Origin of the sequence: Luteibacter mycovicinus (genome assembly GCF_000745235.1) — a bacterium.
GTDB lineage: Bacteria > Pseudomonadota > Gammaproteobacteria > Xanthomonadales > Rhodanobacteraceae > Luteibacter > Luteibacter mycovicinus.
In genome coordinates this window covers 1678383-1704309 of record NZ_JQNL01000001.1, presented here as the reverse complement: position 1 = coordinate 1704309, position 25927 = coordinate 1678383, and the positions used below count along the sequence as shown (strand labels likewise).

25 protein-coding genes are annotated in these 25927 nt (G+C 66.8%); 7 read left to right on the top strand and 18 right to left on the bottom strand.

Annotation, left to right across the window (positions count from 1 at the left end):
• Positions 1–7: 7 nt before the first annotated feature.
• Genes FA85_RS07695 through FA85_RS07680 form a run of 4 tightly spaced genes read right to left on the bottom strand, consistent with a single transcriptional unit; the run spans position 8 to position 3066 of the window.
• Positions 8–1177 (bottom strand): class I SAM-dependent rRNA methyltransferase, encoded by a 1170-nt coding sequence (locus tag FA85_RS07695; protein WP_036110044.1) that lies wholly within the window; start codon positions 1175–1177, stop codon positions 8–10.
• Positions 1178–1196: 19 nt separating this feature from the next.
• On the bottom strand, positions 1197–1640 hold the full coding sequence (locus FA85_RS07690) for a hypothetical protein (protein WP_036110047.1): 444 nt from the start codon (positions 1638–1640) through the stop codon (positions 1197–1199).
• A 32-nt stretch (positions 1641–1672) separates the two neighbouring features.
• The gene (locus FA85_RS07685; RefSeq protein WP_036110050.1) at positions 1673–2617 is read right to left on the bottom strand and encodes a serine/threonine protein kinase; all 945 of its coding nucleotides are present in this window, start codon (positions 2615–2617) and stop codon (positions 1673–1675) included.
• Entirely contained in the window at positions 2614–3066 is a 453-nt protein-coding gene (locus FA85_RS07680) for a hotdog fold thioesterase (RefSeq protein ID WP_036110052.1), read from the bottom strand. The genes FA85_RS07685 and FA85_RS07680 overlap by 4 nt, the downstream gene beginning before the upstream one ends.
• Before the next feature lie 15 nt (positions 3067–3081).
• On the opposite strand from FA85_RS07680, the gene FA85_RS07675 reads away from it, so the two are divergent.
• Positions 3082–4170 (top strand): 2Fe-2S iron-sulfur cluster-binding protein, encoded by a 1089-nt coding sequence (locus tag FA85_RS07675; RefSeq protein ID WP_036110056.1) that lies wholly within the window; start codon positions 3082–3084, stop codon positions 4168–4170.
• A gap of 88 nt (positions 4171–4258) precedes the next feature.
• Here the strand turns inward: FA85_RS07675 and FA85_RS07670 are convergent, their stop codons facing one another.
• The 3 genes from FA85_RS07670 to FA85_RS07660 are packed head-to-tail and all read right to left on the bottom strand — an operon-like array spanning position 4259 to position 5660.
• The gene (locus tag FA85_RS07670; RefSeq protein ID WP_036110059.1) at positions 4259–4705 is read right to left on the bottom strand and encodes a rhodanese-like domain-containing protein; all 447 of its coding nucleotides are present in this window, start codon (positions 4703–4705) and stop codon (positions 4259–4261) included.
• Between the two features lie 47 nt (positions 4706–4752).
• Positions 4753–5166 carry a hypothetical protein gene (locus tag FA85_RS07665; RefSeq protein WP_036110062.1) on the bottom strand — a complete coding sequence of 138 codons (414 nt, stop codon included), beginning with the start codon at positions 5164–5166 and terminating at the stop codon, positions 4753–4755.
• Between the two features lie 29 nt (positions 5167–5195).
• Positions 5196–5660: a YiiD C-terminal domain-containing protein gene (locus FA85_RS07660; protein ID WP_036110065.1), complete on the bottom strand. Its 465-nt coding sequence runs from the start codon at positions 5658–5660 to the stop codon at positions 5196–5198.
• Between the two features lie 121 nt (positions 5661–5781).
• Between FA85_RS07660 and FA85_RS07655 the strand changes: the two genes are divergently transcribed.
• Genes FA85_RS07655 through FA85_RS07645 form a run of 3 tightly spaced genes read left to right on the top strand, consistent with a single transcriptional unit; the run spans position 5782 to position 9021 of the window.
• Positions 5782–6552: a uroporphyrinogen-III synthase gene (locus tag FA85_RS07655; RefSeq protein ID WP_036110068.1), complete on the top strand. Its 771-nt coding sequence runs from the start codon at positions 5782–5784 to the stop codon at positions 6550–6552.
• Positions 6553–6598: 46 nt separating this feature from the next.
• The gene (locus FA85_RS07650) at positions 6599–7771 is read left to right on the top strand and encodes a uroporphyrinogen-III C-methyltransferase (RefSeq protein ID WP_081907635.1); all 1173 of its coding nucleotides are present in this window, start codon (positions 6599–6601) and stop codon (positions 7769–7771) included.
• Complete coding sequence (locus tag FA85_RS07645; RefSeq protein ID WP_036110071.1) at positions 7768–9021, top strand: heme biosynthesis HemY N-terminal domain-containing protein; 1254 nt, start codon at positions 7768–7770, stop codon at positions 9019–9021. The genes FA85_RS07650 and FA85_RS07645 overlap by 4 nt, the downstream gene beginning before the upstream one ends.
• On the opposite strand, the gene FA85_RS07640 is transcribed toward FA85_RS07645, so the two are convergent.
• The 6 genes from FA85_RS07640 to polA all read right to left on the bottom strand — a co-directional run bounded on the left by FA85_RS07640 (position 9022) and on the right by polA (position 18492).
• Positions 9022–10167, bottom strand: coding sequence for a hypothetical protein (locus FA85_RS07640; protein ID WP_036110074.1), 1146 nt, complete (start codon positions 10165–10167; stop codon positions 9022–9024). It abuts the gene before it with no gap.
• Entirely contained in the window at positions 10164–11081 is a 918-nt protein-coding gene (locus tag FA85_RS07635) for a J domain-containing protein (RefSeq protein WP_036110078.1), read from the bottom strand. Before FA85_RS07635 ends, FA85_RS07640 begins: the two co-directional genes overlap by 4 nt.
• A gap of 5 nt (positions 11082–11086) precedes the next feature.
• A complete protein-coding gene (locus FA85_RS07630; RefSeq protein WP_036110080.1) occupies positions 11087–12802 on the bottom strand; it encodes a molecular chaperone HscC in 1716 nt (571 codons plus the stop codon).
• 66 nt (positions 12803–12868) lie between these two features.
• Positions 12869–15076: a DNA helicase II gene (gene uvrD / locus FA85_RS07625; protein ID WP_036110082.1), complete on the bottom strand. Its 2208-nt coding sequence runs from the start codon at positions 15074–15076 to the stop codon at positions 12869–12871.
• A 46-nt stretch (positions 15077–15122) separates the two neighbouring features.
• Positions 15123–15341, bottom strand: coding sequence for a hypothetical protein (locus FA85_RS07620; RefSeq protein ID WP_036110084.1), 219 nt, complete (start codon positions 15339–15341; stop codon positions 15123–15125).
• 400 nt (positions 15342–15741) lie between these two features.
• Complete coding sequence (gene polA / locus FA85_RS07615; protein WP_036110086.1) at positions 15742–18492, bottom strand: DNA polymerase I; 2751 nt, start codon at positions 18490–18492, stop codon at positions 15742–15744.
• Between the two features lie 109 nt (positions 18493–18601).
• On the opposite strand from polA, the gene FA85_RS07610 reads away from it, so the two are divergent.
• Complete coding sequence (locus FA85_RS07610) at positions 18602–19135, top strand: DUF2782 domain-containing protein (protein ID WP_036110089.1); 534 nt, start codon at positions 18602–18604, stop codon at positions 19133–19135.
• Between the two features lie 47 nt (positions 19136–19182).
• Here the strand turns inward: FA85_RS07610 and FA85_RS07605 are convergent, their stop codons facing one another.
• Entirely contained in the window at positions 19183–19881 is a 699-nt protein-coding gene (locus FA85_RS07605; RefSeq protein ID WP_036110093.1) for a glutathione S-transferase, read from the bottom strand.
• A gap of 45 nt (positions 19882–19926) precedes the next feature.
• Positions 19927–20817 carry a LysR family transcriptional regulator gene (locus FA85_RS07600; RefSeq protein WP_036110094.1) on the bottom strand — a complete coding sequence of 297 codons (891 nt, stop codon included), beginning with the start codon at positions 20815–20817 and terminating at the stop codon, positions 19927–19929.
• Between the two features lie 96 nt (positions 20818–20913).
• Between FA85_RS07600 and FA85_RS07595 the strand changes: the two genes are divergently transcribed.
• On the top strand, positions 20914–21903 hold the full coding sequence (locus tag FA85_RS07595) for a bile acid:sodium symporter family protein (protein ID WP_036110096.1): 990 nt from the start codon (positions 20914–20916) through the stop codon (positions 21901–21903).
• Between the two features lie 45 nt (positions 21904–21948).
• On the opposite strand, the gene purH is transcribed toward FA85_RS07595, so the two are convergent.
• The 3 genes from purH to FA85_RS07580 form a co-directional block, all read right to left on the bottom strand.
• Positions 21949–23538, bottom strand: coding sequence for a bifunctional phosphoribosylaminoimidazolecarboxamide formyltransferase/IMP cyclohydrolase (gene purH / locus FA85_RS07590; protein ID WP_036110097.1), 1590 nt, complete (start codon positions 23536–23538; stop codon positions 21949–21951).
• A 71-nt stretch (positions 23539–23609) separates the two neighbouring features.
• Complete coding sequence (locus FA85_RS07585; RefSeq protein WP_051943271.1) at positions 23610–23843, bottom strand: helix-turn-helix domain-containing protein; 234 nt, start codon at positions 23841–23843, stop codon at positions 23610–23612.
• 223 nt (positions 23844–24066) lie between these two features.
• Positions 24067–24873: a zinc-ribbon and DUF3426 domain-containing protein gene (locus FA85_RS07580; RefSeq protein WP_036110101.1), complete on the bottom strand. Its 807-nt coding sequence runs from the start codon at positions 24871–24873 to the stop codon at positions 24067–24069.
• A 62-nt stretch (positions 24874–24935) separates the two neighbouring features.
• Here FA85_RS07580 and prmA point away from each other — a divergent pair, with 62 nt between their 5' ends.
• Positions 24936–25835: a 50S ribosomal protein L11 methyltransferase gene (prmA, locus tag FA85_RS07575; RefSeq protein WP_036110103.1), complete on the top strand. Its 900-nt coding sequence runs from the start codon at positions 24936–24938 to the stop codon at positions 25833–25835.
• The last annotated feature ends 92 nt before the right edge of the window (positions 25836–25927 follow it).

Below are 25927 nucleotides of genomic sequence, written 5' to 3'. Positions count from 1 at the left end.
CGCCTCGTCAGCCCACGCGGCAGAACACCGCCTTGAGGTAGCGGTTCTCGGGGACGTTGCTGGCCACGGGATGATCCGCGCCGGCACCGTCGACGTGAAGGACCTGCAGTTCGCGGCCCGCGTTGAGGGCGACACGGCGGATCATCTCGAGGAAGTCGTCCTCGCCGACCAGACCCGTGCACGAGCAGGTCAGCAGGATGCCGCCCGGTGCGAGCACGTCGAGCGCCGTGCGGTTCATCGCGAAGTACTTCTTCAGCGCGTTGATGACCTGGTTGCGGTCGCGGGTGAGCTTGGGCGGATCGAGCACGATCGCGTCCCAGGTGTCGCCACGGTCGATCGCGGCGCGCAACCATTCGAAGACGTCGCCCTGCTCGAACGTGGCCTCGACGCCGTTCATGCGCGCATTCTCACGGGCGACCTCCAGGATGGCGGCGTCCGCGTCCACGCCGATGGCCTCGCGGGCGCCGGCCTTCATTGCGTGCACGGCGAAGCCGCCGGCGTTGCAGCACAGATCGAGCACGCGGCGGCCACGCGCCAGCTGCGCGAAGCGGCGACGGTTGTCGCGCTGATCGGCGAAGAAGCCGGTCTTGTGACCCAGGCCCGGCGCCGCATGGAAGGACAGGCCGTGCTCGTGCACATCGACCGCGGCCGGCGCGTCGTTGGAGCGGACGTCGAAGGACTCCTGGCGCTGCACGTGCTGCTCGGCGAACCAGTACAGCGAGGCGCCCGGGAAGTGCTTCTGCAGTTCGGCGTGGATGGCGTCGCGGAAGCGCCACATGCCGGCGGCGAAATATTCGACCACCAGGTGATTGGCGTAACGGTCGACGACGAGGCCGGAGAGGCCGTCGCCTTCGCTGTGCACGACACGCCAGGCGTCGCTGACCTCGTCCAGACGGAGCAGCTCGCGGCGCAGTTCGACGGCGCGCGCGATGCGGGCGGCAATCCAGCCCTCGTCGATCGACTGGTCCGCGTCGGTGGTGAGCAGGCGCAGGGCCACGCGGGCGTGGCCATTCCAGAAACCCCGCCCAATAAAGCGACCCCGGGCATCGTGTACCTCGACGACGGTGCCGGGGGGCAGGCGGTCGTCGGGTTTGACGATCTGGGCCGACCAGACCCACGGATGGCCGGGGACGCGGTCGTTTTTGAGGCGGATGACGGGCAGGGCTGGCGTATTCATCCGCCCATGATACCGGGGCTCAGCGGCCGAAGCGCAGCACCAGCCAGGAAACGAGGGCCAGCAGGTTGATTCCCAGATGCGCGGCAGACGGGCCGCCGAGGGCGAGCAGCCAGCCATGCTCCGCGATCGCCCAGTCGAAACCCAGGTGCGGCGAGCGCTGCAGGGTGACCGAGAGATTGGCGAAGGCGCCGCTGGACAGCGCATAGCTGAACATCGGGGTGGCGATCAGCGGGGCCTGGAGGAACTGGGCCCAGATCGACATCTGCGTGCCGCGACCGTCGTTACTCGCCAGCAGAACGCCGGCGACGAGGATGAAGCCGAAAAGCAGCACGCCCAGTACGGCGACGATGGCATCGACACCGCTGAAGCGTCCGTTGAGCAGACGCTCGAACTGATGGACCAGACCGAACAGGCCGCCGGCGATTTCGAACACGGCGATGATGCGGGTGAAGAAGGAATTCAAAGCGGTCTCCACGAGAAAACAGGAAGGTGTGATTAAAGGTCGTCGGCGATGTCGTGCAGGTCGGCGATGTGCTGTTCCCACCAGCGAGGCTCGGCCGCGAAGGGAAACGCGGCGGGGAAGGCCGGGTCGTGCCAGCGCTCGGCGATCCAGCCGGCGTAATGCACCTGACGCATCGCGCGCAGCGCGGGCACCAGCGCCAGTTCCGTCGGGTCGAAGTCGCGAAACTGGCCGTAGCCTTCGAGCAAGGCATCCATCATGGCGTCGTCGCCCGCGAGCATCCATAGATCCTGCACGGCCGGTCCCATGCGCGCGTCGTCCAGGTCGACGAAGTGCGGGCCGGCGTCGGTCCACAGGACGTTGCCCGGATGGCAGTCGCCGTGCAGGCGGATGCGGTGAACCGGTCCGACCGCTTCGATGCGGTTCGCCACGGCGTTGTCCACGCGCGACGCGGCGTTGCGATACGCATCGAAAAGATGCGCGGGCAGCAGGTCGGAACCCAGCGCGGCGCGCGTCGGCATGTCGATCATCGTCGCCCGGTCGAGCGTGGTACGGGCACGAAACGGCTGGCGCGCACCGATCGCATGCATGCGACCGAGCAACCGTCCCAGCCATTCGAGCTGGTCCGCCGATTCGAGCGATGGCGCGCGGCCACCCCGGCGCGGATACACGGCGTAGCGATAACCCTCATGGCGCAGCATCGTCCGGCCATCGAACGCCAGCGGCGCGACCATCGGCAATTCCGCCGCGGCGAGTTCGAGCGCGAACGCATGCTCTTCCTCGATAGCCGCGTCGGTCCAGCGGCCCGGGCGATAGAACTTGGCCACCACGAAACCACCGTCGTCTAGGCCGACCTGAAACACGCGGTTCTCGTAGCTGTTGAGCGTCAACAGGCGGCCATCGCTCCAGGTGCCGGTGGCGTCCACGGCGGCCAGCACGACATCCGGCGAGAGGGCGGCGTACGGCGCGCTTTCGCTCACGAGCGCAGGTTTCCCGGCGCGCCACCCGGCGATGGAATCACCGCCATGGTCAGGCGCGAGAGGCAGACCAGCTTGCCCTGTTCCTCTTCGATGCGGATTTCCCAGACCTGCGTGGTGCGACCCAGATGCAGGGCTTTGGCCGTGCCCGTGACGATGCCGCCGCGCACGCCGCGGATATGGTTGGCATTGATGTCGAGGCCGACGGCGACTTCTTTCTCGACGTCCAGCGTCAGCAGGGCGGCGGAGCTTCCGAGCGTCTCGGCCAGCACGACGGAAGCACCGCCGTGCAGGAGACCGAACGGTTGCTGCGTGCGGTGATCGACAGGCATGGTGCCGCGCAGCCAGTCGTCGCCGAAGTCGGTGAAGCGGATGTCGAGGGTCTCCATCATCGTGCCCCGGCTCCAGCCGTTGACGCGAGCGAGGTCGATGGGGTTTTTCCAGATGGCCATACGTGGGGTCGTCCCATGAGCAAGCCATCATTGTCCTACAATGCGCAGGTGCCCACCGTAACCCTGACATCGTCCGGCAAGCGATTCGACGCCGAGACCGACGAAACCGTACTCGAAGCCGCCCAGCGGGCGGGTATCGCGCTGCCGTACTCCTGCCGTGGCGGTGTGTGCGGCAGCTGCAAGGCCACCCTGGTCGAAGGCGACTGCGCCTACCCGCGCAATCCGCCCATGGCGTTGTCGGCGTCGGAGAGCGAGCACCACGCGATCCTGCTCTGCCAGGCCGTGCCGCAAGGCGACATCGCCATTCGCGCGCGCGAGATCGCCTCCGTCGAGGACATTCCGCATCGTCGTGTCGAGACGGAGGTGGTCGAGCGTCGCCTCCTCGCACCCGATGTCGTAGGCATCTGGCTGCGTCCTTTACAGGGCGACCGGCTGAACTGGCTGCCAGGTCAGTACCTGGATGTGATCCTCGAGGACGGCAAGCATCGCCCGTTCTCGATCGCCAGTGGCCCCCGCCGCGACGGGCTCATCGAACTGCACGTGCGTCACGTCCCCGGCGGCGGCTTCACGTCGTGGGTGTACGAGTCGCTGAAAGTCGGCGATCGCCTCGCGATCGAAGCGCCCCTGGGCACCTTCGTGCCGCGCGAGGATTCCGAGCGTCCCATGCTGTTCATGGCCGGCGGTACGGGCTTCGCGCCGGTGAAGGCCATCGTCGAACACTTCATCGCGCTGGGTACGCGTCGTCCCATGCATATCTACTGGGGCGCGCGGATCGCCGCGGATCTTTACCTGCTCGACCTTGCGCGCTCATGGGCCAGCAAGGTGCCGAACATCACCTTCACGCCGGTGCTGTCCGATCCGGACGAAGCGCAGGCCGGTGGGTTGCGCGAGGGGCTGGTCCACAACGCGTTGCTGGCGGACCATCCGGACCTGACGGGCGTGGAGCTCTACATGAGCGGGCCGCCGGCCATGATCGCGGCGGGCCGGGACTTCTTTGTCGAGGCCGGCCTTCCGGAGGACCGGCTGTATTTCGACTCGTTCGATCTGGCGCCGGATGTGCTCGATGCGATCCTGCGCGGGCGCGCGGGGATTCACGGGCTCTAGCGGTCCCCGGGGGCTCTGGCGGTCCAGGGGGGGGGCTCCAGGGGCTTCCGGCGCTTTCGCAGGTCTGGATCGCGCGCGGGGCGCGCTCCTACCGTTTGCCTTTCGCTGTCGGCAACTGGGCCGCCTGCCAGCCGTAGGTGCCGCCTTCCAGCACGAACACCCTGGCGAAGCCCGCCTTGATCAGGCGGTTGGCCGCCTTGCCGACGCCACGCCCGTCCTTGTCGACCAGCACGACCGGAAGCTCCTTCGCCTTGCTCAGGTCCTTCTGGGTTTCAGGGTCGAACTGGCTCATCGCCACGTTCTTTGCGCCCGGAATGTGGGCCTTCTCGAAGTCGGCGCTGGCCGACAGGTCGACGATGAGCGGGGTGTCGCGGTTGATCAGCTGGGTGAGCCCGGCCGGCGTCAGGCTCTTCCACTTGCGGAACAGCACGCTGACTTCGCCCGCGATCAGGGCGATCAGGATGACCACGAAAAGCGCGACCAGCGCGCCATGGTTGCTCACGAACTGGGGCAACTTCTGCAAAACGTCGTTCATCGGGTCTTCCGCGTGCCAATAGGGCTAAACGCTCGATTATAGCGGCTTCACTGCGGTGTGAAGTTCGGCAGGCCCGTCATCAGGCGCCACTTCTTCTTTTCGCGGTCGTAGTGCCAGCGCTGGCGGTCGAGGACGGTCCGCTCCGCCTGCGTGTTGATGTTGACCACGCTGATCTGGACCAACTGGACGACATCGTCCGGGCCATCGGGCCGCGGGCCGCCGCCCTCGTCGTAGCCGGTCACCCGCAGCTGGGCCAGCCGGCTCATTTCGACCTGGCTGACCGGGTGCTCCTCGGCATAATCCGGATCGATATAGATCTGCGCGCCGGTGAAATCGCCCCAGCGGATCGAGCCCGCGTAGTTCATCAGGGTGCTGTTGAGCGCCTGGTTACGAATGTCCGTGGCGCAGCCGGAGAGGGTCGCGAGCACGAGCACGAGGGAGGGCAGGGCGAGTCGGCGCATGGCAGGATCCGTAGAGGCGTCGGCGGGCATTATGCCCGGCGTTTAGCCACGAAGCGCGCGTCCATGCTGGCAAGCGGTTTGCCGTTGCCGCCGGGGACGACGCAGGTGAAGTCGGCGCGGGCCCTGCCGCGCCCGTCCAGCGTCGCGAAAAAGGAGCTCCAGCGCGCGCCGGGCGCCAGACTGGCCTCCGCGCGCAGGTCGGTCCAGACCGGATCCAGGTAGCGCACCGTCGAGTCCGCCACGAAGACATCGCAGTCGCTGCCACGACGGCGCAGCATGGCCTCGACCAGGCTCCAGCAGGCCAGGGTCATCAGGGTGACCAGGCTGCCGCCGAACGCGCAGGCCTTGTCGTTGATGTTGGGGGCGAGCGGGGCGGTCATGACGAGGCGTTCGCCATCGAACTCGGCGAGGTGCACCCGCATGGCCTGCGCGAGGGGGATGCCGTCGAGGATGAAGCGCTCGAGGCTGGCGAGATCGTCGGGTATCGAAGTCATAAGCGGTCAAGTCTACGAGGCGAGGTAAACCGTTCGCATCCGTATGGCGCCCCAACCTTCGGCATTGGTGACGCGGCCCGCATCTTTCTATGCTGGCGTATCACTCGCAGGATGCTTTCACGTGAGCCGTACCCACCCGCTTCGCAACGTCACGGTCGTGATTACCCGGCCCGCAGGCACGGCTGGCCCGATGAGCCGTCGTGTACGCAAGCTCGGCGGCATTCCGGTGAGCGTACCCGGGCTCTCGTTGCGCGCCACGGAGGATGCGAGTGCCGTCGACGCCGATCTGCGTCGTGCACTCGAGGGCGATATCCTGATTTTCACCAGCCCTGCCGCCGTGCGTTTCGCCGCCGACGTGCTGCCGCTGGCCACGCGCGCCGTGGTGATCGCCGTCGGGCGCGGCACGGCGCGTGCCCTGCGTACCGCGAACCTGCCCGATGCGCGCTTCCCAGAAACGTCTCAGAACAGCGAGGGTGTGCTCGATCTTCCCGAACTGGCGGACATCCGTGGCCGCCGTGTGGCCCTGATCGGCGCCGCAGGGGGGCGCGGGCTGCTCCGTGAGCAACTCGTGGCACGGGGTGCCCTCCTGGCGGAGATCCACGTTTATCACCGGGTGGCGCCCCGGCTGGATCGTCGGCACATCGACCCGCTCCTCAAGCTCACGCGCCGCTCCGCCGTCCTGCTTTCCAGCGCCGAGGCGCTCGATCATCTGCACCGCGCCCTGATCGCTCCCGCGTGGCGCCGCCTGATCCAGGCGGTGGCCGTCGTCAGCAGTGAGCGGCTGCGCGATATCGCCGTGCAGGTCGGTTTCGAACGCGTGGTGGTGGCTGCCTCGGCGCTACCGGGCGACCTCCTCGCGGCCGCAAGCCAGGTGTCGTTCACGCGCCGTTGAGGGATGTGTTCCATGCGTTGGCGTACGGCCTGCTAGCATGCGGCCCATGACGACCGAGACCCCACCGACCGATTCCGTCCCGGCGCAGCCGGCCCCGGCCGCCGCGCCTCCGACCGCCCGTGCGCAACGGTCGCGCGACCCCGCTCCACGCCGTGGGGGTGGCGCGCTTGCCGTTGCCATCCTGCTCTCGCTGGCCGCGCTCGGCGCGGCGGGCTACACCGGCTGGACCGTCTGGAACATGCGCCAGGATCTGGGCGCGGCGAATGGTCTGCGCGGGCAGGTGGACACGCTGCAGGCCGCCGTCGACGGTCTGCGCGACGACAACGCCAATCTTCGTCGCCGGGTCGGTGACGCCGATGGCGTGAATCGTTCCGCACGCGAAGAGATGCTCGGCGTGTCCGAGCGTACGAAGAACCTCGAGGATGCGGTAGCCAACCTGTCCGAGCGCAGCCTGAGCGGTCATGACGCGATGCTGCTCGACGAAGCCGAATCCCTGCTGCGCATGGCGAAGGAGCGCTTCGCCCTGTTCGGTGATGCCAATGGTGCGTTGTCGGCCTACGACCTGGCCGATAAGACGCTGGCCGCCGTCAACGACAGCGCTTTCTCCGCCGTGCGCCAGAACCTGGCGGCTGAGCGCGAAGCGTTGAACGGTATCGCTCCGCCTGCGCGCGCCAGCGACCTCGCGGCGCTCGCCGAACTGCGTGCGCAGATCCCGACGCTGCCGCTGACGAGTACCGACGCGAAGAACGACACCACCCAGGATCGCGACTTCTGGCAGCGTGCCGGCGACGCGCTGGGGAGCATCGTCAAGGTCAGTCACGACGACGGCACCCCGCTGGGTCTGGCCGACGATCGCATCGCACGCGAACTGGCTGCGCTGGATGTCGCCCACGCGGAATCCGCCGTGCTTGCCTATGACGACGTGGGCCGCCATGCCGCGTTGAAGCGCGTGGATGCCACGCTGGCCGCTCGCTTCGATCCGGCTTCGCCCGCCGTGCAGGCTGCGCGTTCGCGCATCGCCGCGCTGCTGGCCAGTCAGGCGAAGGGGCAGGAGCCTAAGCTCGGCGCCGCCCTCGCGGAACTGCGCAACCTGCGTTCCGTGCATGCGCTGAAAGGTGGCGACACCAATGGTGGTCCCGCCCATGCGGCCAGCGCGTCCGCGCCTGCGGCACCGGCCGTTCCGTCGAGCGCCGCTCCGGCGCCGAAGGCCACGCCATGAAGCTCTGGCGCTGGATCGTCGGTCTCATTCTCGTCGCGGTGATCGCCGCCTTCGCGTGGCACTGGGTCGCCGAGGGCCCCGGCTACGTGCTGATCCACCTGCGTGGCACCAACGTGCAGATGACGGTGGTGACCGCCGTCGTGATCCTGTTGCTGGCATGGGCGGCGATCACCGCGCTCGTGGCGCTGATCCGCTGGCCGTTCGGGGCGATGACGCGTCGTCACCGCAACCTCAGCCGTCGCCGTCTCTCCGATGGCCTCGTCTCGCTGATCGAAGGGCGGCACGGCGAAGCCGAGCGCGACCTCAACCGCGCGGCGCGTTACCCCTCCGTTCGCGGTCCCGCCCTGCTCGCCGCCGCCGAAGCCGCCGAGCGTCACGGCGAGTCGACCCGAGCGCTGGAAACACTCGACCAGGCCGCGCAGGAAACGCCGCGTGCCGCCCGCGTGTTGCGTGCCCGCCTGTTGCGTCGTGCCGGCAAACCGGCCGACGCCGCCACCCTGCTGGCGCCCGAGGCTAACAGCGGTGCGCTCACGCCCGCGGGCTGGATCGAATTTGCCGAAGCCTCGCTCGCCTCGGGTGACGCACGCGGCGCGGTCCGCGCGATCGAACCCTTGCAGAAGAGCGGCGAGTTCGGCTCGCGTGCCTTTACCGAACTGGAATCGCGCATCGTCGCGGCGTATATCGCCAGCGCGCCGGATGGCGCGGCACTGGCCGCGTTGTGGTCGCAGCTGCCGAAGGGGCAGCGTCGCCTGCCCGCGGCCGTGGACGCGTATGCGCGCCAGGCGGCGCGTCATGGTCAGATCATGGCGGCGATGGACGAGATCGAGACGTCACTGCGTCGCGAATGGTCGCCGACACTGATCGCCACCTATGGCGGCATGGGTGCGGAAGACATCGACCAGCGCCTGCGCAAGGCGGAGGCCTGGATCGACACGCATCCGAACGATGCGGCACTGCTTACGGCAGTCGGCCGTATGTGCGTTCGCGTGCGCCTGTGGGGCAAGGCGAAGCCGCTGCTGGAGCGCGCGCTGGCCATCGAGCCCAGCGTCGCCGCCTGGGAAGCGCTTGGCGACGTCTACGTCGGCGAAGAGAATCCCGCCATTGCCCAGCGTTGCTATCGCAACGCGCTGGCACTGGCGCGCGGCGAGGTCACCGAGGCACTGCCCGAGATCCGTACGGGACGTATCGATACGCGTGTCACCGCGGTGGAAGAGCGTGATCAGCACGGGGTGCCGCGTTTGTCGCCGTGATCAGCGACCGGGCACTGGCGGATGCCAGTGCCCGGCCCTGGCGCAGCGGTCCGCACGTGTCTTGAGGCGTTCCGCCTCCACAGGTGCGCGTCCGGCCAACGCGTCAGGCGCATCGAGTTCCAGATAGAGATCGGCACACTGGCGTGGCGTATCCGCCGGTAATGGCGTCGGGTCGTACGGCACGGAAGGTTTGTCTGCGAACCCGTTAAAGACCAGATGTCCGATGCCCACGCACATCGACATGACCAGCACCGCCAGCCACGAGGACGACCTGCCTCGTGCGCGTTCGCGGGCACGGGCGACCCCGACCGGGAGAAAAGCCGAATCGGGCAACGCCATGCGCCGGTACATGTCCTGGGAGGATGGCGATTGCGCGTCGAACATGGATTGCCACGCTCGCAGCGTGTCACGGGAAAGGTGCAGGCCGAGCCACGCCGGATAGCTCTCGCGGAGCCTTGCCACCTCAGGCCAGTGTCGCAGCAGCGATGTGTCCAGCGACGTCTCGGCACGGGCGAAGACCGCGAGCCATCCATGGCGCTGGTCGGTACCCAGCTCGTTCCACGCATCGCGTTCGGACAGCACCTTCTCGACCCACTGGCCCCGTTTGCCCAGCGCGGCAAGATGGCCCACCTCGTGCCAGTGGAACTGCTCTTCCGCCGCCGCGAAGACGTCCACCCGGTGGCCGATACGCTGCAGCGCGACCAGATCGATCAGGTGTTCCTCGTACAGTCCCGGCGCATCGATGTATTGCTTGCGCACCTCCGCCAGCGATGCAGCCAGAAGAGCAGTCACCTGCCCGGCGCCGTGGGTACCGACCTCGGCGGCGAAATCCATGGCCAGCGCCAGTGTGTTGTCCGTCACGGGGGGATGGTCGGGGGATGCGCCGGCGGTCACTTCTTCCGGCTCAAGGGCGTCGTCCCGGAGCGCCCCGACGTCCGTCGACACGGCGAGGGGCGGCTCGCTTGCTCCCGCCTCGCACCAGGCCCGGGCCGCTTCGTACGCTTCGCGCAGCCTGCCGAAACCGGCGGGATCCGTTTCGGGATCGATCTGACGGAGCGCTGCGGCGTACGCGCGACGGACGGCGACCGGGTCCGCATACCCCGGCAACCCGAGCACCTGCAGATGCCACGGGGTTCCCGCGGTCACTTCATCCATCCGAGCTGGCGAAAGACGGCGACGGCGATGCGGACCGCCATGCCGAAGTAGAAGAGCCAGGCAAGTCCGCCGGTGAAACGCTCCCTGATCCAGCTCCACCACGCCGCCGGTGCCGCACCGCGCTCCGCCTTGCGTTCGAGCTTGCGACGACGCGCCGGCGGCAAGGCCGCAAACGCCTCGCGCCAGGCCTCGAGCACCTCGTTCGTGACGCGAAGTGACAGGTAGGTTCGATACGTACCGAGATATCGGGCGATCAGGGGCCATGCGGCGACCACGTGGGGCGCCCGCACGTCGTCCTCGCGTGTGGCGGCGCGAATCGCGTGGAAAACCCGCTCCTGCACGCGTTCCGGCAGTGCCTTCCATCCGGTCTCCTGGACGAGCACGTGTTCGACCCAGCGCCCGTGATCGCCCAGCTCGGCGAGACGGCCGACCTCGTTCCAGTGGAATTCCTGCGTCGCCGCGGCGAAGACCTCATCGCGCCTGGTCAAATCCTGCCCGGCGATCGCGGCGATCAGCAGCACTTCGAACCAGGCCGGCGCATCGACGTGGCCGCGTACGGTCTGCGTCACGCGATACAGAAGCACACGCGCGCCGGTGCCGGGCTCCGCGACAAGGCTGCCCGCAAAGGACGACAAGGCAGCGCTCGCTTCGTCCCGGGGGTCGAGGCTGGCTGTCGCGGGTGTCGGCGGAACATCGTCCGTCACCGCGTGCTGGCGCGGAACGTCGGCGCCCGCGCCGTCGCGATACCGCGCTTGAGCCTGTTCATACGCCTCGCGCAGCGTCGCAAAGGCCGCTGGGTCCCTTGCCGGATCGATGGCCTTCAGGCGTGAGGCATACGCGCGCCGGATGGCACGCTCATCGGCGTCGGGGTCGATGCCCAGAACGGCGAAGAAGGATGATTCCATGGCGGTCAGACCGCCGGATCCGGCACGAGGTAATGGTCACGTTCGACGCTGTCGATCGCCTCGCGGAAGGCCGCCGCGTCGCGTGCGATCAGTCGCGGATCCTGCGTGGCGAGCGTCTGTTCGAAGCGGAGAATGACGTCGCCGAGACGATCGCGCAGATCGCCCAGCGATTGCTCGTACATGCGTTCCGCCCGCGCGAGCAGCGTCCTGTTTTCCAGGGTGTCGCGGGGATGGATCTTCAGCTCGGAAAGCGCGGCAAGGCGACGGGCGACTTCGGCGGGTTGCATGTGCGTATCGCCGCTCTCGATCACGAGCTGCTCGACCTTGCCCGTCGCGACGACGGTGACCTCCACCTCGAGCAGGCCGTTGACGTCGTAGGTGAAGCGAACATCCACACCGTCGGCGTGTCCGGGGCCCGGCTCCAGCGGCAAGGTCAGTTCACCCAGTGAGATGTTATCGCGCACCATGCGCGACTCGCCCTGATACACACCGATCCGGATCTGTTTCTGCTGCGGTGTCAGCGGGACGAAACGCTGTACACGACTCACCGGCACCACCGTGTTGCGCTCGATCACCGGCGCATAGAAGCCGGCGGCCTGGGCGCCGTTCTCGATCCGTCGCGACACTTCCGTACCGAGCGTGTACGGGCATACATCGGTCATTACCGTCTCGTCGAGCGCCTTGTCCTTCATTTTCAGGCCCGCCTGCACGGCGGCGCCGAGCACGACCACCTCGTCGGGAGGGTGACCGACCGCGGGGAAACGCCCGAACATGCGTGTCGCCAGCGCACGAATCATCGGCATACGTGTGGCACCGCCGGCCAGCACCACGTTGTCCAGGTCCGCGGCGCGAATGCGCGCGTCACGCAACGCGCGCTCGATCGGCCGCCACAGGCGGTTCAGAAGGGGCTGGGCGAGCTTCTCGAACGCGTCCCCGTCGAGCGCCACGGCAACGGTCTGGTCACGCCAGGCGATCTCGAAGCGCGCCTTTCCCTGCGTACTCAGCTCACGCTTGGCGATTTCCGCCCGTGCCGCGAGGCGCTGCATGAACCTTGCATCGTCGCGTGCGGCTTGCGGAATACCCTCGACAAAAGCGAGATCGGCAATCAGTGTGGCGAAATCCTCGCCACCCAGCATGTTGTCACCCGCGCTGGCGCGCACTTCCATGACACCTTCGAACATCTCCAGAATCGACACGTCGAAGGTGCCGCCGCCCAGGTCGAAGACCAGAAACTGGGTCTCGCCGCCGGCGTCATGCAAGCCATAAGCCAGTGCCGCCGCCGTAGGCTCGTTGAGCAACCGCTCGACCTTCAGCCCGGCGAGTTCACCGGCGACACGCGTGGCTTTGCGCTGCGCATCGGAGAAATACGCCGGTACGGTGACGATGGCCTCGGTGACGGGCTGGCCAAGGAATGCTTCGGCATCCGCTTTCAGTGAACGCAGGACAAGGGCGGAAAGTTCTTCCGGGCGATAGTCGCGATCGGCCAGACGTACGGTCCGGGCACTGCCCATGTACCGCTTGAACAGGGATGCCGTGCGCTGCGGATGGGTCTGCAGGCGCTCGCGTGCCGCCGCGCCGACGAGGACGCTGCCGTCGTCATCGATGCCGACGCACGAAGGCGTCAGCACGCCGCCCAGCGCATTCGGAATGAGGCGCGGCGCGCCATCGATCCACGCGGCGACGAGACTGTTCGTGGTTCCCAGGTCGATCCCGACGATCATGCCTTTCTTCCCTTGCTTGCATGAGCCGCGTAGTCGTCCATGCCAGGCGATCGGCGTTGGAGCCCCTTACAACGCGGTCAGATTGGCATAAGCGTAAACCAACCACTTGCTCCCGGCATCCTCGAAATTCACCTGGACGCGCATGTGCGCACCGGCGCCCTCGGCACTGACGATGGTGCCCTCGCCGAACTTGGGGTGGCTGACCCGCTGTCCCAGGCGAATCGGCGAGGCTTCTTCGAGCGATGGACTGCCGGCGTAACGGTCCGCATACGCCGGGCGGGACACCTGCACCCGCGGGCGCAGCTCATCGATCAGCTCGGGCGGGATCTCGCCAAGGAAGCGCGACGGTCGGGCGAGCATCTCGGTGCCGTGCATGCGGCGCGATTCCGCATGCGACAGGAACAGGCGCTCGCGGGCGCGCGTGATGCCCACATACGCCAGACGTCGTTCTTCCTCGAGGCGGTTCTCTTCCTCCGTGGAGCGCTGGCTCGGGAACAGGCCTTCCTCCATGCCGACGAGGAACACCACCGGGAATTCGAGGCCCTTGGCCGAATGCAGGGTCATCAGCTGGACGCAGTCGTCCCAGGCTTCGCCCTGACCTTCGCCCGCCTCCAGCGCGGCGTGCGACAGGAAGGCGGACAGTTCGTTGAGCCCGGCATCCACATCTTCCGGCGTCATCTCGAAGCGGCTGGCCACGTTGACCAGCTCGTCCAGGTTCTCGACCCGGGCCTCCCCGTTGCCGCGCTTGTCGTTTTCGTAGAAGTCGCGCAGACCGGTATGCAGGATGGCGTGTTCGATCTGCTCGGCGAGGTCGAGCGCGGTGGGGGTGTCGTCGCCGCTGACATTGTCGTGACCGCCGAAGGTACGAGCCAGGTTATCGATGAGCCCGATGAAGGCCTTCAGTGCGTTCTTCGCCCGGCCCGCCAGCGAACCGATCGAGGCTTCGGTGAGTGTGGATTCCCACATCGAGCTGCCATCGCTGCGCGCGCGGCGGCGCAGTTCGTCGAGCGTGCGGTCGCCGATGCCGCGAGGCGGCGTGTTCACCGCGCGCTCGAAGGCGGCGTCGTCATGACGGTTGGAGGCGAGGCGCAGATAGGCCAGCGCGTCCTTGATTTCGGCGCGCTCGAAGAAGCGCAGGCCGCCATACACGCGGTAAGGCGTATCGCGCTGGATGAGCTGTTCTTCGAAGTTGCGCGACTGTGCGTTGGAGCGGTAGAGAATGGCGCAGTCGCGGGCATTGCCATGCTCCGCGATGTGCTCGCGGATGCGTTCGACCACGAAGCGTGCTTCGTCCTGCTCGTTGTACGCCGCATACAGCGCGATGCGCTCGCCTTCACCGCCGTCGGTCCACAACTGCTTGCCCAGGCGTCCGCCATTACGAGCGATCACCGCGTTGGCGGCGTTGAGGATGGTCGAGGTGGAACGGTAATTCTGCTCGAGGCGGATGGTCCTGGCGCCCTGAAAATCGCGCAGGAACTGCTGCACGTTTTCCACCTTTGCGCCGCGCCAGCCGTAGATCGCCTGATCGTCGTCGCCGACCACGAAGACCTGCCCCGTGTTGCCGGCGAGCACGCGGATCCACGCGTACTGCAGCGTGTTGGTGTCCTGGAACTCGTCGATCAGCAGGTAGCGCCAGCGATCCTGGTAGTGCTTGAGTACCTGTGGATCCTTCAGCCAGAGCTCGTGCGCGCGCAGCAGCAACTCGGCGAAGTCGACCAGGCCGGCGCGCTGGCACTGCTGCTCGTACGCCTTGTAGACCTCGACGAACGTGCGCGTGACCGGATGGTCGCGGTGCTCGATGCTGTCCGGGCGCTTGCCCTCGTCTTTCCAGTTGTTGATCTGCCAGGCGGCCTGACGCGGCGGGAAACGCGCCTCGTCCAGCCCCATGCCGGCAATCACCCGCTTGATCAGCCGTTGCTGGTCGTCGGAGTCGAGGATCTGAAACCCCTCGACCAGTCCGGCCTCGCGCCAGTGACGGCGGAGCAGGCGGTGGGCGATGCCGTGGAAGGTGCCGACGGTAAGCCCCTGCGTACCGCCAGGGATGATCCCGTCCAGGCGCGAGCGCATTTCGCCCGCCGCCTTATTGGTAAAGGTGACCGCCAGGATCGCCCAGGGCGGCACGCGTTCGACTTGGGTCAGCCAGCCGATGCGGTTGATCAGGACGCGGGTCTTGCCGGAGCCGGCCCCCGCGAGAATCAGGTAATGGCCGGGTGGGGCACTGACAGCCTCACGCTGGGCGTCGTTCAGATCGTCGAGAAGGTGGGAGACATCCATCCGCCCATTGTAGCGGCTGGGCTCCCACCTTGGCCCGACGGGGCGATCAGCGCTTCTGCGCGATGCCCGCGACGGCGACGATGCCGCCGATCACGATCCCGGCGATGCCCACCCACTGCGGGATGGACTTGTTATGGGTCGCTTCGATCTTGGCCGGTCCCAGCGACGCGACGGTGTCGGTCTTCTGATAGCTGCCGCCGCCGACGGTGATCCAGATACCTGCCGCGACAAGGATGACGCCAACGACAATCAGGCCTGCACGCATGTTTGATTCCTCCCGGTTCGATGTGGGCGGGAGGATGCGTTGACGGATGTGAGGGCAACGTGGGGAGAGCCGGTTTCTGCAAAAAAAACCCCGGAGGCCAGGGGAGCCTCCGGGGCGGGGTGGATGACCGGGCCCAGGGGAAGACCGGGTCGTCCTGAGGTGATCCCAGGGAGGTGGGATCCACCGATGGGACGCCGTTGCGTGCGTCCGAAGATATAGACGCGCTAACGAGGAGAAAGTTGCAACGGATCGCAAAAAAAAGTCAGCCCGTATTCATGGGCTGACTTATCAACGAGTTGCCGTCATTCAATATGAACGACAAAACGGAAATCTTACGTTTGGACTTCCCCGTGGTTCCGAAAACGACCATGAACGCCGCGGTACGACGCTTGGTACGCCCTCAGTGCGCCTCGTCCCAGTTGGCTCCGACGCCGATGTCGACCTGTAACGGCACGCTGAGCGATGCCGCACCGGTCATATGCTTCTCGATGCCGGCGCGGATCTCGTCAACGGCGTCCTCGCGAACCTCGAAGACCAGTTCATCGTGCACCTGCATCAGCAGGCGGACATCGTCGCGGCCTTCGATCCAGCCCGATACCGCGATCATCGCGCGCTTGATGATGTCGGCGGCGGTTCCCTGCATCGGCGCGTTGATGGCGGCGCGCTCGGCACCGGCGCGAAACGCCTGATTGCGCGAGTTCAGATTGTCCAGATACAGGCGGCGGCCGAACAACGTCTGCACGTAGCCGTCGCGATGCGCCTGCTCACGGGTCGTGTCCATGAACGTGCGGACGCCGGGATAGCGCGAGAAGTAGCGACCCATGTAATCGGATGCTTCGCCTCGATCGACGCCGAGCTGCTTCGCGAGCCCGAAAGCGCTCATGCCGTACATGAGGCCGAAGTTGATCGCCTTCGCCGCGCGGCGCTGGTTGGTGGTGACCTCATCGGCCGGTACGCCGAAGACTTCCGCCGCGGTGGCACGGTGGACGTCGCCTCCCTCCCGGAATGCGCGAACCAGACCCTCGTCGCTGGACAGGTGCGCCATGATGCGCAGCTCGATCTGGGAGTAGTCGGCCGCGACGATGCGCCATCCCGGCGGCGCGACGAAGGCCTGGCGGATGCGCCGGCCTTCCTCGGTGCGCACCGGAATGTTCTGCAGATTGGGGTCCGACGAGCTGATGCGGCCCGTGGCGACCGCGCCCTGGTGGTAGCTGGTGTGTACGCGGCCCGTACGCGGGTTGACGATGCCGGCGAGCTTGTCGGTGTACGTCGAGCGCAGCTTGGCGAGGCCACGGTACTCGAGGATGATGCGCGGCAGTTCGTGCGTTTCGGCGATCGCTTCGAGCGCTTCCTCGTTGGTCGAGGGCTGGCCGGTCGGCGTCTTTACCTTCGCCGCGAGACCGAGCTCGTCGAACAGCACGGCCTGCAGCTGCTTCGGTGAGTCGAGGTTGAACTCGTGACCGGCCGATGCGTGCGCGACGCTCTGCAATTCCAGCATGCGCTTGCCGAGCTGCTGGCTCTGCAGACGCAGGACGTGCGCATCGATCAGCACGCCGGTGCGCTCCATCTTCGCAAGGACGGGTACGAGTGGCACCTCGATGTCCTGATAGACGTCACGCAGCGACGGCTCGGCTTCGAGCTTCGGCCACAGCGCATGGTGCAGGCGCAGCGTGATGTCGGCGTCTTCCGCGGCGTAGCGGCAGGCCGTGTCGCAGTCCACCTGCGAAAACGGAATCTGCTTCGCGCCCTTGCCGGCGACCTGTTCGTACTTGATCGTCGTGTAGCCGAGGTAGCGCTGGGCCAGCGAGTCCATGTCATGGCGCGTGGCGGTGGCGTTGAAGATGTACGATTCCAGCATGGTGTCGTGCGCGAGGCCCTGCACGTCGATACCGTAGTGCGACAGGACATTGATGTCGTACTTGCCGTGTTGACCGACCTTGCGGCGCTTCGGATCTTCGAGGACCGGTTTCAGCGCGCTGAGCACATGATCCCTCGGCAGCTGCGTCGGCGCGCCGGGATAATCGTGGGCCAGCGGGATATACGCGGCTTTGCCGGGTTCCACGGCAAGCGACACGCCGACGATCTCCGCCATCATCGCGTCGATACTGGTGGTTTCGGTATCGAAGGCGATGAGCGTCGCGGTTTCGAGCTTCTCCAGCCACGCGGCGAGGCGGTCTTCGGTGAGGACCAGTTCGTATTCGCCGGGGTGGGACAGCGAGACATCCGGTGCGGCGACCACGGGAGCGGCCGATGTCGCCGGCGCGGCGGAACCCGCCGCGGACACGGAAGCCCTAGCCGGTGCGTCGGTGCCTGCCTCGAGGTCTTTCAGCGCGGCCTTGAAGTCATAGCGCGCATAAAGCTCTCGCAGTGCGTCGACATCGCGATCGCGCATCGACAGGTCGACCGGCGCGAATTCCAGCGGCACATCGGTACGGATCGTCACCAGCTCGCGGGATAGCGGCAGGCGCGGGATGGCCGCGCGCAGGTTCTCGCCGATCTTGCCGCCGATCTTGTCGGCATTGGCAAGCAACGTATCGAGGTTGCCGTACTCGCCCAGCCATTTCGCCGCCGTCTTCGGCCCGCACTTTTCCACGCCCGGGACGTTGTCGATGCTGTCTCCCATGAGGGTGAGGTAATCGACGATCTGCTCGGGACGAACACCGAACTTGGCGAAGACGCCGTCGGCATCCATGGTGGTGTTGGTCATCGTGTTGATCAGCAGCGTGTGCTTGCCGACCATCTGCGCGAAATCCTTGTCGCCGGTGGAGATGATCGTATCGATGCCCTGCTCGGCCGCCTGGCGGGCGAGGGTGCCGATCACGTCGTCGGCTTCGACGCCGGCCACGCAAAGGATGGGAAAGCCCAGTGCGCCGACGATTTTCATCATCGGTTCGACCTGCGCGCGCAGGTCGTCCGGCATCGACGGGCGGTTGGCCTTGTACTCCGGGTACAGATCGTCGCGGAAGGTACGTCCCGGCGCGTCGCAGACGAAGGCGACGTAGTCGGAACCGGCCTTCATGGTCGTGCGCAGCATGTTGACGATACCGAACAGCGCGCCCGTGGGTTCGCCGAAAGCATTGGTCAGGGGAGGCAGCGCGTGGAACGCGCGATACAGGTACGAGGACCCGTCGATGAGCGTGAGTGTAGGCATCCCCGGATTCTCTCACGGCCGGTCGCGCAGGGTTCGTCATGGCCGATCGTTCACGTGGAAACAGGGTGGCGCCTTGCTATCCTCGTTCCCCCGCCTGGAGAGATTCCCCATGAACCGCTCGTCTGTCCTCGTCGCCGCGCTCGCCCTCGTCCTGGCGCTGCCCGCCGCCGCGCAAACCGCCACGGATCCGAAGTTCGCCCCCCTCCCGCCGCCACCGGGGCTGAACGATCCGGGCGTCAAGCCGGGTGAAGCCGACCGCTCGGGGCAGAAGCCCGTAGACCGGCCGGTGACCTATGATGAGGCCCAGGACGGCAAGTCGACGCCGGCCACCTCGGACGCCCAGGGCGTTCGCTCGCCGGTCGACCTGCCGACCATGCAGGACAGGGGCGCCGTCGACGCCCGCGGCCAGCAGGCACCTCAGGTGACCGTGCGCAATCAGGACAATGGCGACCGCGTTGAGGAATACCGTACGGGTGGCAAGCTGTTCATGGTCGTCGTGACGCCCAAGAACGGCGTGCCGCAGACGTATATGGCCGACCCGGACGGCAAGCTGCACAACGACCCCAAGAACGGCCCCGTGAACCCGGTTTACTACAAGGTCTACGAGTGGGGCGCCGCGCCGAAGCCCGCCGGTTCGAACTGACGGGTTGAATGGGTGCCCGCCGTGGCAGGCGGGCTCCTGCCCGAAGCTCAGTCATCCAGTTCGGGGTAATGCCGGAAGATGCCGTTGGTGTTGAACGGCACACGGCGTTCCGACGCCAGATAGGCGGCGATATTCGGCCGGTCGGCTACGCGTTTCGCCAGGTCCCTCAGCAACGGTACTTTCTGCTTCGCCAGCGCTTTCGGAAAGGCATACTCCAGTCCCGCCATGATCTGGAACAGCGACAGGTCCACGTACGAGTGCTCGCGTAGCGGAAACCTGCCGCCGCCGCGTTCGATCGACTTCTCGAAGTAACCCAGGAATTTCGGGATGCGGTGCTCGCGGAAATCCTTCGCACGCTTCTTCGCCTCGTCGCGCTGGTCTTCGTAGTACAGCTCGTTGGAAACCGGGTGATGCGTATCGTGGACTTCGGCCACGAAGTCGGTGATGGTCAGTTCCAGCTGATGCGCATGCAGCCGCTTCGACTCGTCTTCCGGCACCAGCCCATGGCGCGGCCCGAGGTACTGCAGAATGTTGGCGACCTGCGCGATCACGAGGCGACCCGACTTCAGGAAGGGTGGGGCGAACGGCATGGCGCCCTCCCGATCGCCGTTGAGAAACGGCATGATCGCATCGTCGCCCTCGATCCGCGCGACGTCGGCGTATTCGGCGCCCGCATCCTCGAGACACAGACGAACGAACTCGCCGCGCCCCTGCAGTCCCGTCCAGTAATAAAGCTGATAGCTCATCGACCGACCTCCTGCCACAAAGCGCGAAGGGTGCGCCCGCCGCGTTCAAGCCAGCGTGAGCGCGATGTCGCGGAACGTTTCCCAGACCGTCTGCGCAGGCGGCGACAACGATCGCGCCCGGCGGCGGACCAGCGTGACTTCACGGCTCAGCTCCGGCGTCAGGCGTCTCGCCACCAGGCCCGGCCGCAACGCATCCAGCGACAGCCGTGGTGTGACCGTCACACCGAGACCCGCTTCGACCATACGGAACGCGGTATGCGGGTGCCCCACTTCGAGTGTCACGTGCATCGGGATGTCGCGTGACGTGAACGCGGCATCGATGATGCGCCGGCTGCCGGAGGCATGGTCGAGCAGGATCAGCGGCTGATTCGCGAGGGCGTCCCAGGGCACGATCGGCATCGAGGCCATCGGATGATCGCTGAGACACACGACGTCGAAAGGATCGCGAAGAATCGTCTCCGCGTCGAACTCTTCCACGGTCGCCGGTTCCACCGTCAGGCCAAAGTCGATCTCGCCGCCCCGCACCGCGTCCAGCACCTGGGTCTGGTTCTGGTCGCGCAGAACGATTTCCAGCGACGGGTGCCCGATCGCGCAGCGGGCGATGCATAAGGGCACCAGGCCGGCCGACAGCGTCGGTACCGCCGCGATTCGTACGCGCCCGCGCAGAGGATCCGCCTGGGTGCGGGCATGGGCGAGGACCCCGTCGAGCTCATCGAGGACGCGCGCCAGGGCCTGCTCGAGGTAGCGGCCGGCTTCGGTCGGCACGACCTCGCGCGTGCTCCGGTCGAAGAGGCGGACGTCGAGCTCGCCCTCGAGGTCGGCCACGAGGCGGCTGACGGCCGGCTGCGTGAGATGCAGGGTCTCCGCTGCGCGTCGGAAATGCCGGTGGCTGGCGACGGCCAGGAACGCCCGGAGCTGTCGCAGGGAAACATTCATGCGATTAATGTATCACTGAATCAGATAAAACGAATTGCCTTATCAACCGGTTGAAGCTGCAATAGGTGCCATTCACGCTGCCCCTGTGTCGCCGCCATGCGCCGCTTTCTCCCCGATGGTTTCACCCTTTCGCTGATCGCCACCGTCCTGCTGGCCAGCCTGCTGCCTTGCAGGGGCGAGGCCGCCGCCGTCTTCGAGGTGGTCACCGACCTCGCCATCGCCCTGTTGTTCTTCCTGCACGGCGCGAAGCTGTCGCGTGAGGCCGTGGTCGCCGGGATGACCAACTGGCGGCTGCACCTCACGGTGCTGGCCAGCACCTTCCTGCTGTTCCCGCTGCTTGGCCTCGTATTGAAGCCGCTACTGTCGCCGCTGGTCTCACCCGATCTGTACCTGGGCATTCTGTTTCTGTGCACCCTTCCCTCGACGGTGCAGTCGTCCATCGCATTCACGTCGATCGCGCGCGGCAATGTGCCGGCCGCGATCGTGTCGGCGTCGGCATCGAGCCTGCTGGGTATCTTCATCACGCCGTTGCTGGTCGGCCTGATGATCGCGGGCACCGGGCAGGGCGGCCTGTCGTGGCACTCGGTGGGCGCCATCGTCATGCAACTGTTCGTGCCCTTCGTCGCCGGCCAGATCGCGCAGCGCTGGATCGGCGGCTGGGTACGCAAACACGCGAAGCTGCTGACTTACGTCGACCGCGGATCGATCCTGCTCGTGGTGTATACGGCTTTCAGTGCCGCCGTGTTGCAGGGGCTCTGGCATCAGTTGCCGGTGCCGGTGCTCGCCGGCCTGATCGTGGTGAACATCGTGCTGCTGGCCTGCGCGCTGCTGGTCACGCGTTACGGTGCGCGAGCATTGGGCTTTGCGACGGAGGATGAGATCACGATCGTGTTCTGCGGCTCAAAGAAGAGCCTGGCCTCGGGCGTGCCGATGGCGAAGGTGTTGTTCGCCGGGCATCCGCTGGGACTGATCGTATTGCCCATCATGCTGTTTCATCAGATCCAGCTGATGACGTGTGCGGTGCTGGCGCGACGTTATGCGATGCGGCGGGTTGAATCGCCGGCAGGGCTGGCTCCTACAAGGTAACGGGTTCCCTGCAGGAGCCAGCGCTGCTGGCGAAAGCACGCGACCTCAGTGCCTGAAGTGGCGAACGCCGGTAAACACCATCGCCATATCGTGCTCATCCGCCGCGGCGATCACTTCGTTATCGCGCATCGATCCGCCCGGCTGGATCACCGCACGAATACCGGCGGCGGCCGCCGCGTCGATGCCGTCGCGGAACGGGAAGAACGCATCCGACGCCATTGCGCTGCCCGGCACGACGAGGCCTGCTTCTTCGGCCTTGAGTCCTGCGATCTTCGCGCTCACCACGCGGCTCATCTGGCCCGCGCCGATGCCGACCGTGCGGTTGTCCTTCGCGTAGACGATCGCGTTCGACTTGACCATCTTGGCGACGCGCCAGGCGAACAGGAGGTCGTCGAGTTCGGCGGCGCTGGGCTGGCGTTTGCTGACGACCTTGAGTTCGTCGCGCTGCACCTGCCGATGGTCCGCCGTCTGCACCAGCAGGCCGGAGCCCACGCGCTTGATGTCGTGCGTATTGCGACCGTCACCGGGCGGAATTTCCAGCACGCGCACGTTGGCTTTCTTCGTGGCTTCTTCCACCGCGCCCGCATCCACGGACGGTGCGATCAGCACTTCGACGAACTGGCGCTTGAGGATGACCTTCGCGGTCTCCGCGTCGAGCGGGCGGTTGAAGGCGATGATGCCGCCGAACGCCGAGGTCGGGTCGGTCGCGTAGGCGAGTTCGTAGGCGGCGAGCGGGTCCGTCGCGACGGCGACGCCGCAGGGATTGGCATGCTTGACGATGACGCAGGCGGGGGCGTCGAACTGGCGCACGCATTCCCACGCCGCATCGGCGTCGGCGATGTTGTTGAACGAGAGTTCCTTGCCCTGCAACTGGCGGAACGTCGCGAGCGTGCCCGCTGCCGGATACAGGTCGCGATAGAACGCGCCGGCCTGATGGGGATTCTCGCCGTAGCGAAGATCCATCACCTTCACGAAGCGTCCGTTGGACTGCTCCGGAAATTCCGCGCGCGAGGAGACCGCGGTGTGCGTGCCGTCAAGCGAAACGCCTGAGAGGTAGTCGCTGATCGCCGCGTCGTAGTTCGATACGCGATTGAACGCGGCGACGGACAGCTTGAATCGTGTGGCGCGCGACAGGCCACCCTTGCCTTCGATTTCCGCGAGCGCGTCGTCGTACTGCGCCGGATCGGTCAGTACGCCGACGTCGTTCCAGTTCTTCGCGGCGGCGCGAAGCATGGCCGGTCCGCCGATATCGATATTTTCGATCGCATCGTCCAGCGAGCACGCGGGATCGGCCACGGTGCGCTCGAACGGGTACAGGTTGAGCACGAGAAGATCGATCGGCAGGATGCCATGCTCGGCCATGACGGCGTCGTCGGTACCGCGACGTCCCAGCAGGCCGCCATGCACACGCGGGTGCAGCGTCTTCACGCGGCCGGCCATGATTTCGGGGAAGCCGGTGAGGTCGCCGACGTCCCGCACGGGGATGCCCGCGTCGCGCAGCGCCTTCGCCGAGCCGCCGGTGGAAAGGATTTCGATGTTCGCGGCCGCGAGGCGGCGGGCGAGTTCCGTCAGGCCCTGCTTGTCGGAAACGCTGACGAGCGCGCGGCGGACGGGAACGAGGTCGGGCGTGGACATGGGCACTTCCGGGGCGGAAAGCGCTCCATTATAGCCGCCCGGACGTCCGTGCGGCCCCGGGACGGATTGCCTCAGGAAATGCCGTGGGCGGCCAGCTTCTTGCGCAGGGTGGCACGGTTGATGCCGAGAGCGACCGCGGCACGGCTCTGGTTGCCATCGTGGAAGGCGAGCACTTCGCGCAGGAGGGGGCCTTCGACTTCGCGGATGACCAGGGCGTGGAGGCCTTCGCCGCCTTCGGTGTCACCGATGTCGGCGAGATAGCGACGAACCGTACGGCTGACACATTCGCTGAGGGCACTCTGCATGGAGGTCTCGTTGGCGGCCTCACCAGCAGCAAGTCTCACAGCGTTCAAGGCATTCCCCTCTCACAGGCCGGGACGCAGGGCCCCGGTCGGTTCTTATTCGGTATGGTCGCTTGGAATGCGACTTGGACACGCCGTGAACGGGGTCTGGAGTCGCGAAGGGAACCGAGTGTACTCGTCCCGGACCGGGAAGTGCAGGCTTGCAAAAAGAAATTTTTTCGCACGCTCATTCGAACGAGAAGGCGAAAGCGACCGCCCGCTGGCCCGGGTCTTGCACCTCGAAGACCATGGCGGTGGTCGCGCCGCCCGGCAGGCCCCGCTCGCGCACGCCCGTGTCGCCGACATAGTCCTCGGGCTGGAAACGCCGCATCGCCAGGCGCTGCCCGTCAGCGTCGGACAGTACGATGGTGACCACGGGGTAGGGCTGCGCGAACGACGCATCGTTGCGCACGCTGGCGGTGATCAGGAGGCCGTCGCGTACGGAGGGATGCTGCTCCACATCGCGCGCCATCAGGCGCAGCTGTGACGGCGCCGGGACCAGCGGCAGGTGACAGCCGACCATGGCGCAGCCGGCGGCAAGCACCGGGCCTACGGTGGGATCGGCGATCAGGGAGTCGCGCTTCGCCCAGGCCAGCTGCGCGCCCAGGCCGAGCAGCAAGGCTACGCACACCACGGTCCACGCCGCCGTGTGCCAGGACCGCCGGCGCTTCCTCGCAAACCGGGGGGTGAAGGTGAGCTTCGAAAAATCTTCGGCGGCCCCGGAGTCATCGCCGACGGGCGCGTCGTCTTCCACAGGAGGTTCGTCGATAACCGGACGCGGACGGAAGACCGCCACCTCGGCCAGCGGCGGCGTCTGGTCGAGCGCGTGCTCCGCAAGGCGGGTGAACGGCTCGGGCGGGAGTTGCGCGGCGAGGGTACCCAGCGCGTTGAAAACCGTGTCGCAGTGGCTGCAACGCACGCAGCCGCACGCCGGGACGAGCGTCTCGGCTTCCAGCTTGTAGACAGTCAGGCACTCGGGACACTGCGTATACATCGTTCGATCATAACGTGCGCGCCCGGTAGAATCGTCCTCCCGACCAACGATCTGGCCCTCCGATGCCCTGGCTCGAACTCTCCCTGACGATCCGCGCCGCCGAACAGCCGCGTGTCGAAGCCGCGCTCGAAGACCTCGGCGCGCTGTCGATCACCCTGCAGGACGCCGATGCCGAAACCCCCGACGAAGAAGCGATCTTCGAGCCGGGCGTCGGTGAGCTTCCGCTGTGGAACCAGATCGTGCTCAACGCGCTGTTCGACGCGGAAGCCGATCGGCGCGGTCTCACCGCCGCCATTGCCGACGACCTCCCCTTCATCGAACCCGCGCAGATCGTGTGGCGCGACGTGGGCGATCAGGACTGGACGCGTGTCTGGATGGATGACTTCAAGCCGATGCCGTTCGGCCGCCGCCTGTGGGTCTATCCGTCGAACATCGATCCGCCCGCCGACGGCGACATCGTGGTCGTTCGCCTCGATCCCGGCCTCGCCTTCGGCACAGGTACGCATCCGACGACGGCGATGTGTCTGGAGTGGCTGGACGGCCAGCAGATGGCCGGCAAGCTGGTGCTCGACTATGGCTGCGGCTCGGGCATTCTCGCCATTGCCGCGCTGAAGCTTGGCGCGGCGCGCGCGGTCGGTATCGACAACGACCCGCAGGCGATCGTGTCGTCGCACGACAACGCGGAGCGCAACGAGGTGCGCGACGATCTGGCCGTCTATCTCCCGGGTGAGGCGCCTGCCGAACTCGCCGATGTGTTGGTGGCGAATATCCTCGCCGGTCCGCTGGGCGAGCTGGCGCCGGTCTTTGCCGCCGCCGTGAAGCCGGGTGCGCCGTTCGCGCTGTCGGGCATCCTGATCGGGCAGCACGAGGAACTGCTCACGCGTTACGCGGAGTGGTTCGACGATCTCGACGTGCGCACGCTGGAGGACTGGGTACGGATCAGTGGGCGACGCAAGGCGTAAGCGCCGGAACGCCGCTTTGTGAGATCGGACCGCTGGTCTGAGCGGGGCGCGATGCCTCATTAAAAAGAACCCCGCTCGAGGCGGGGTTCTTT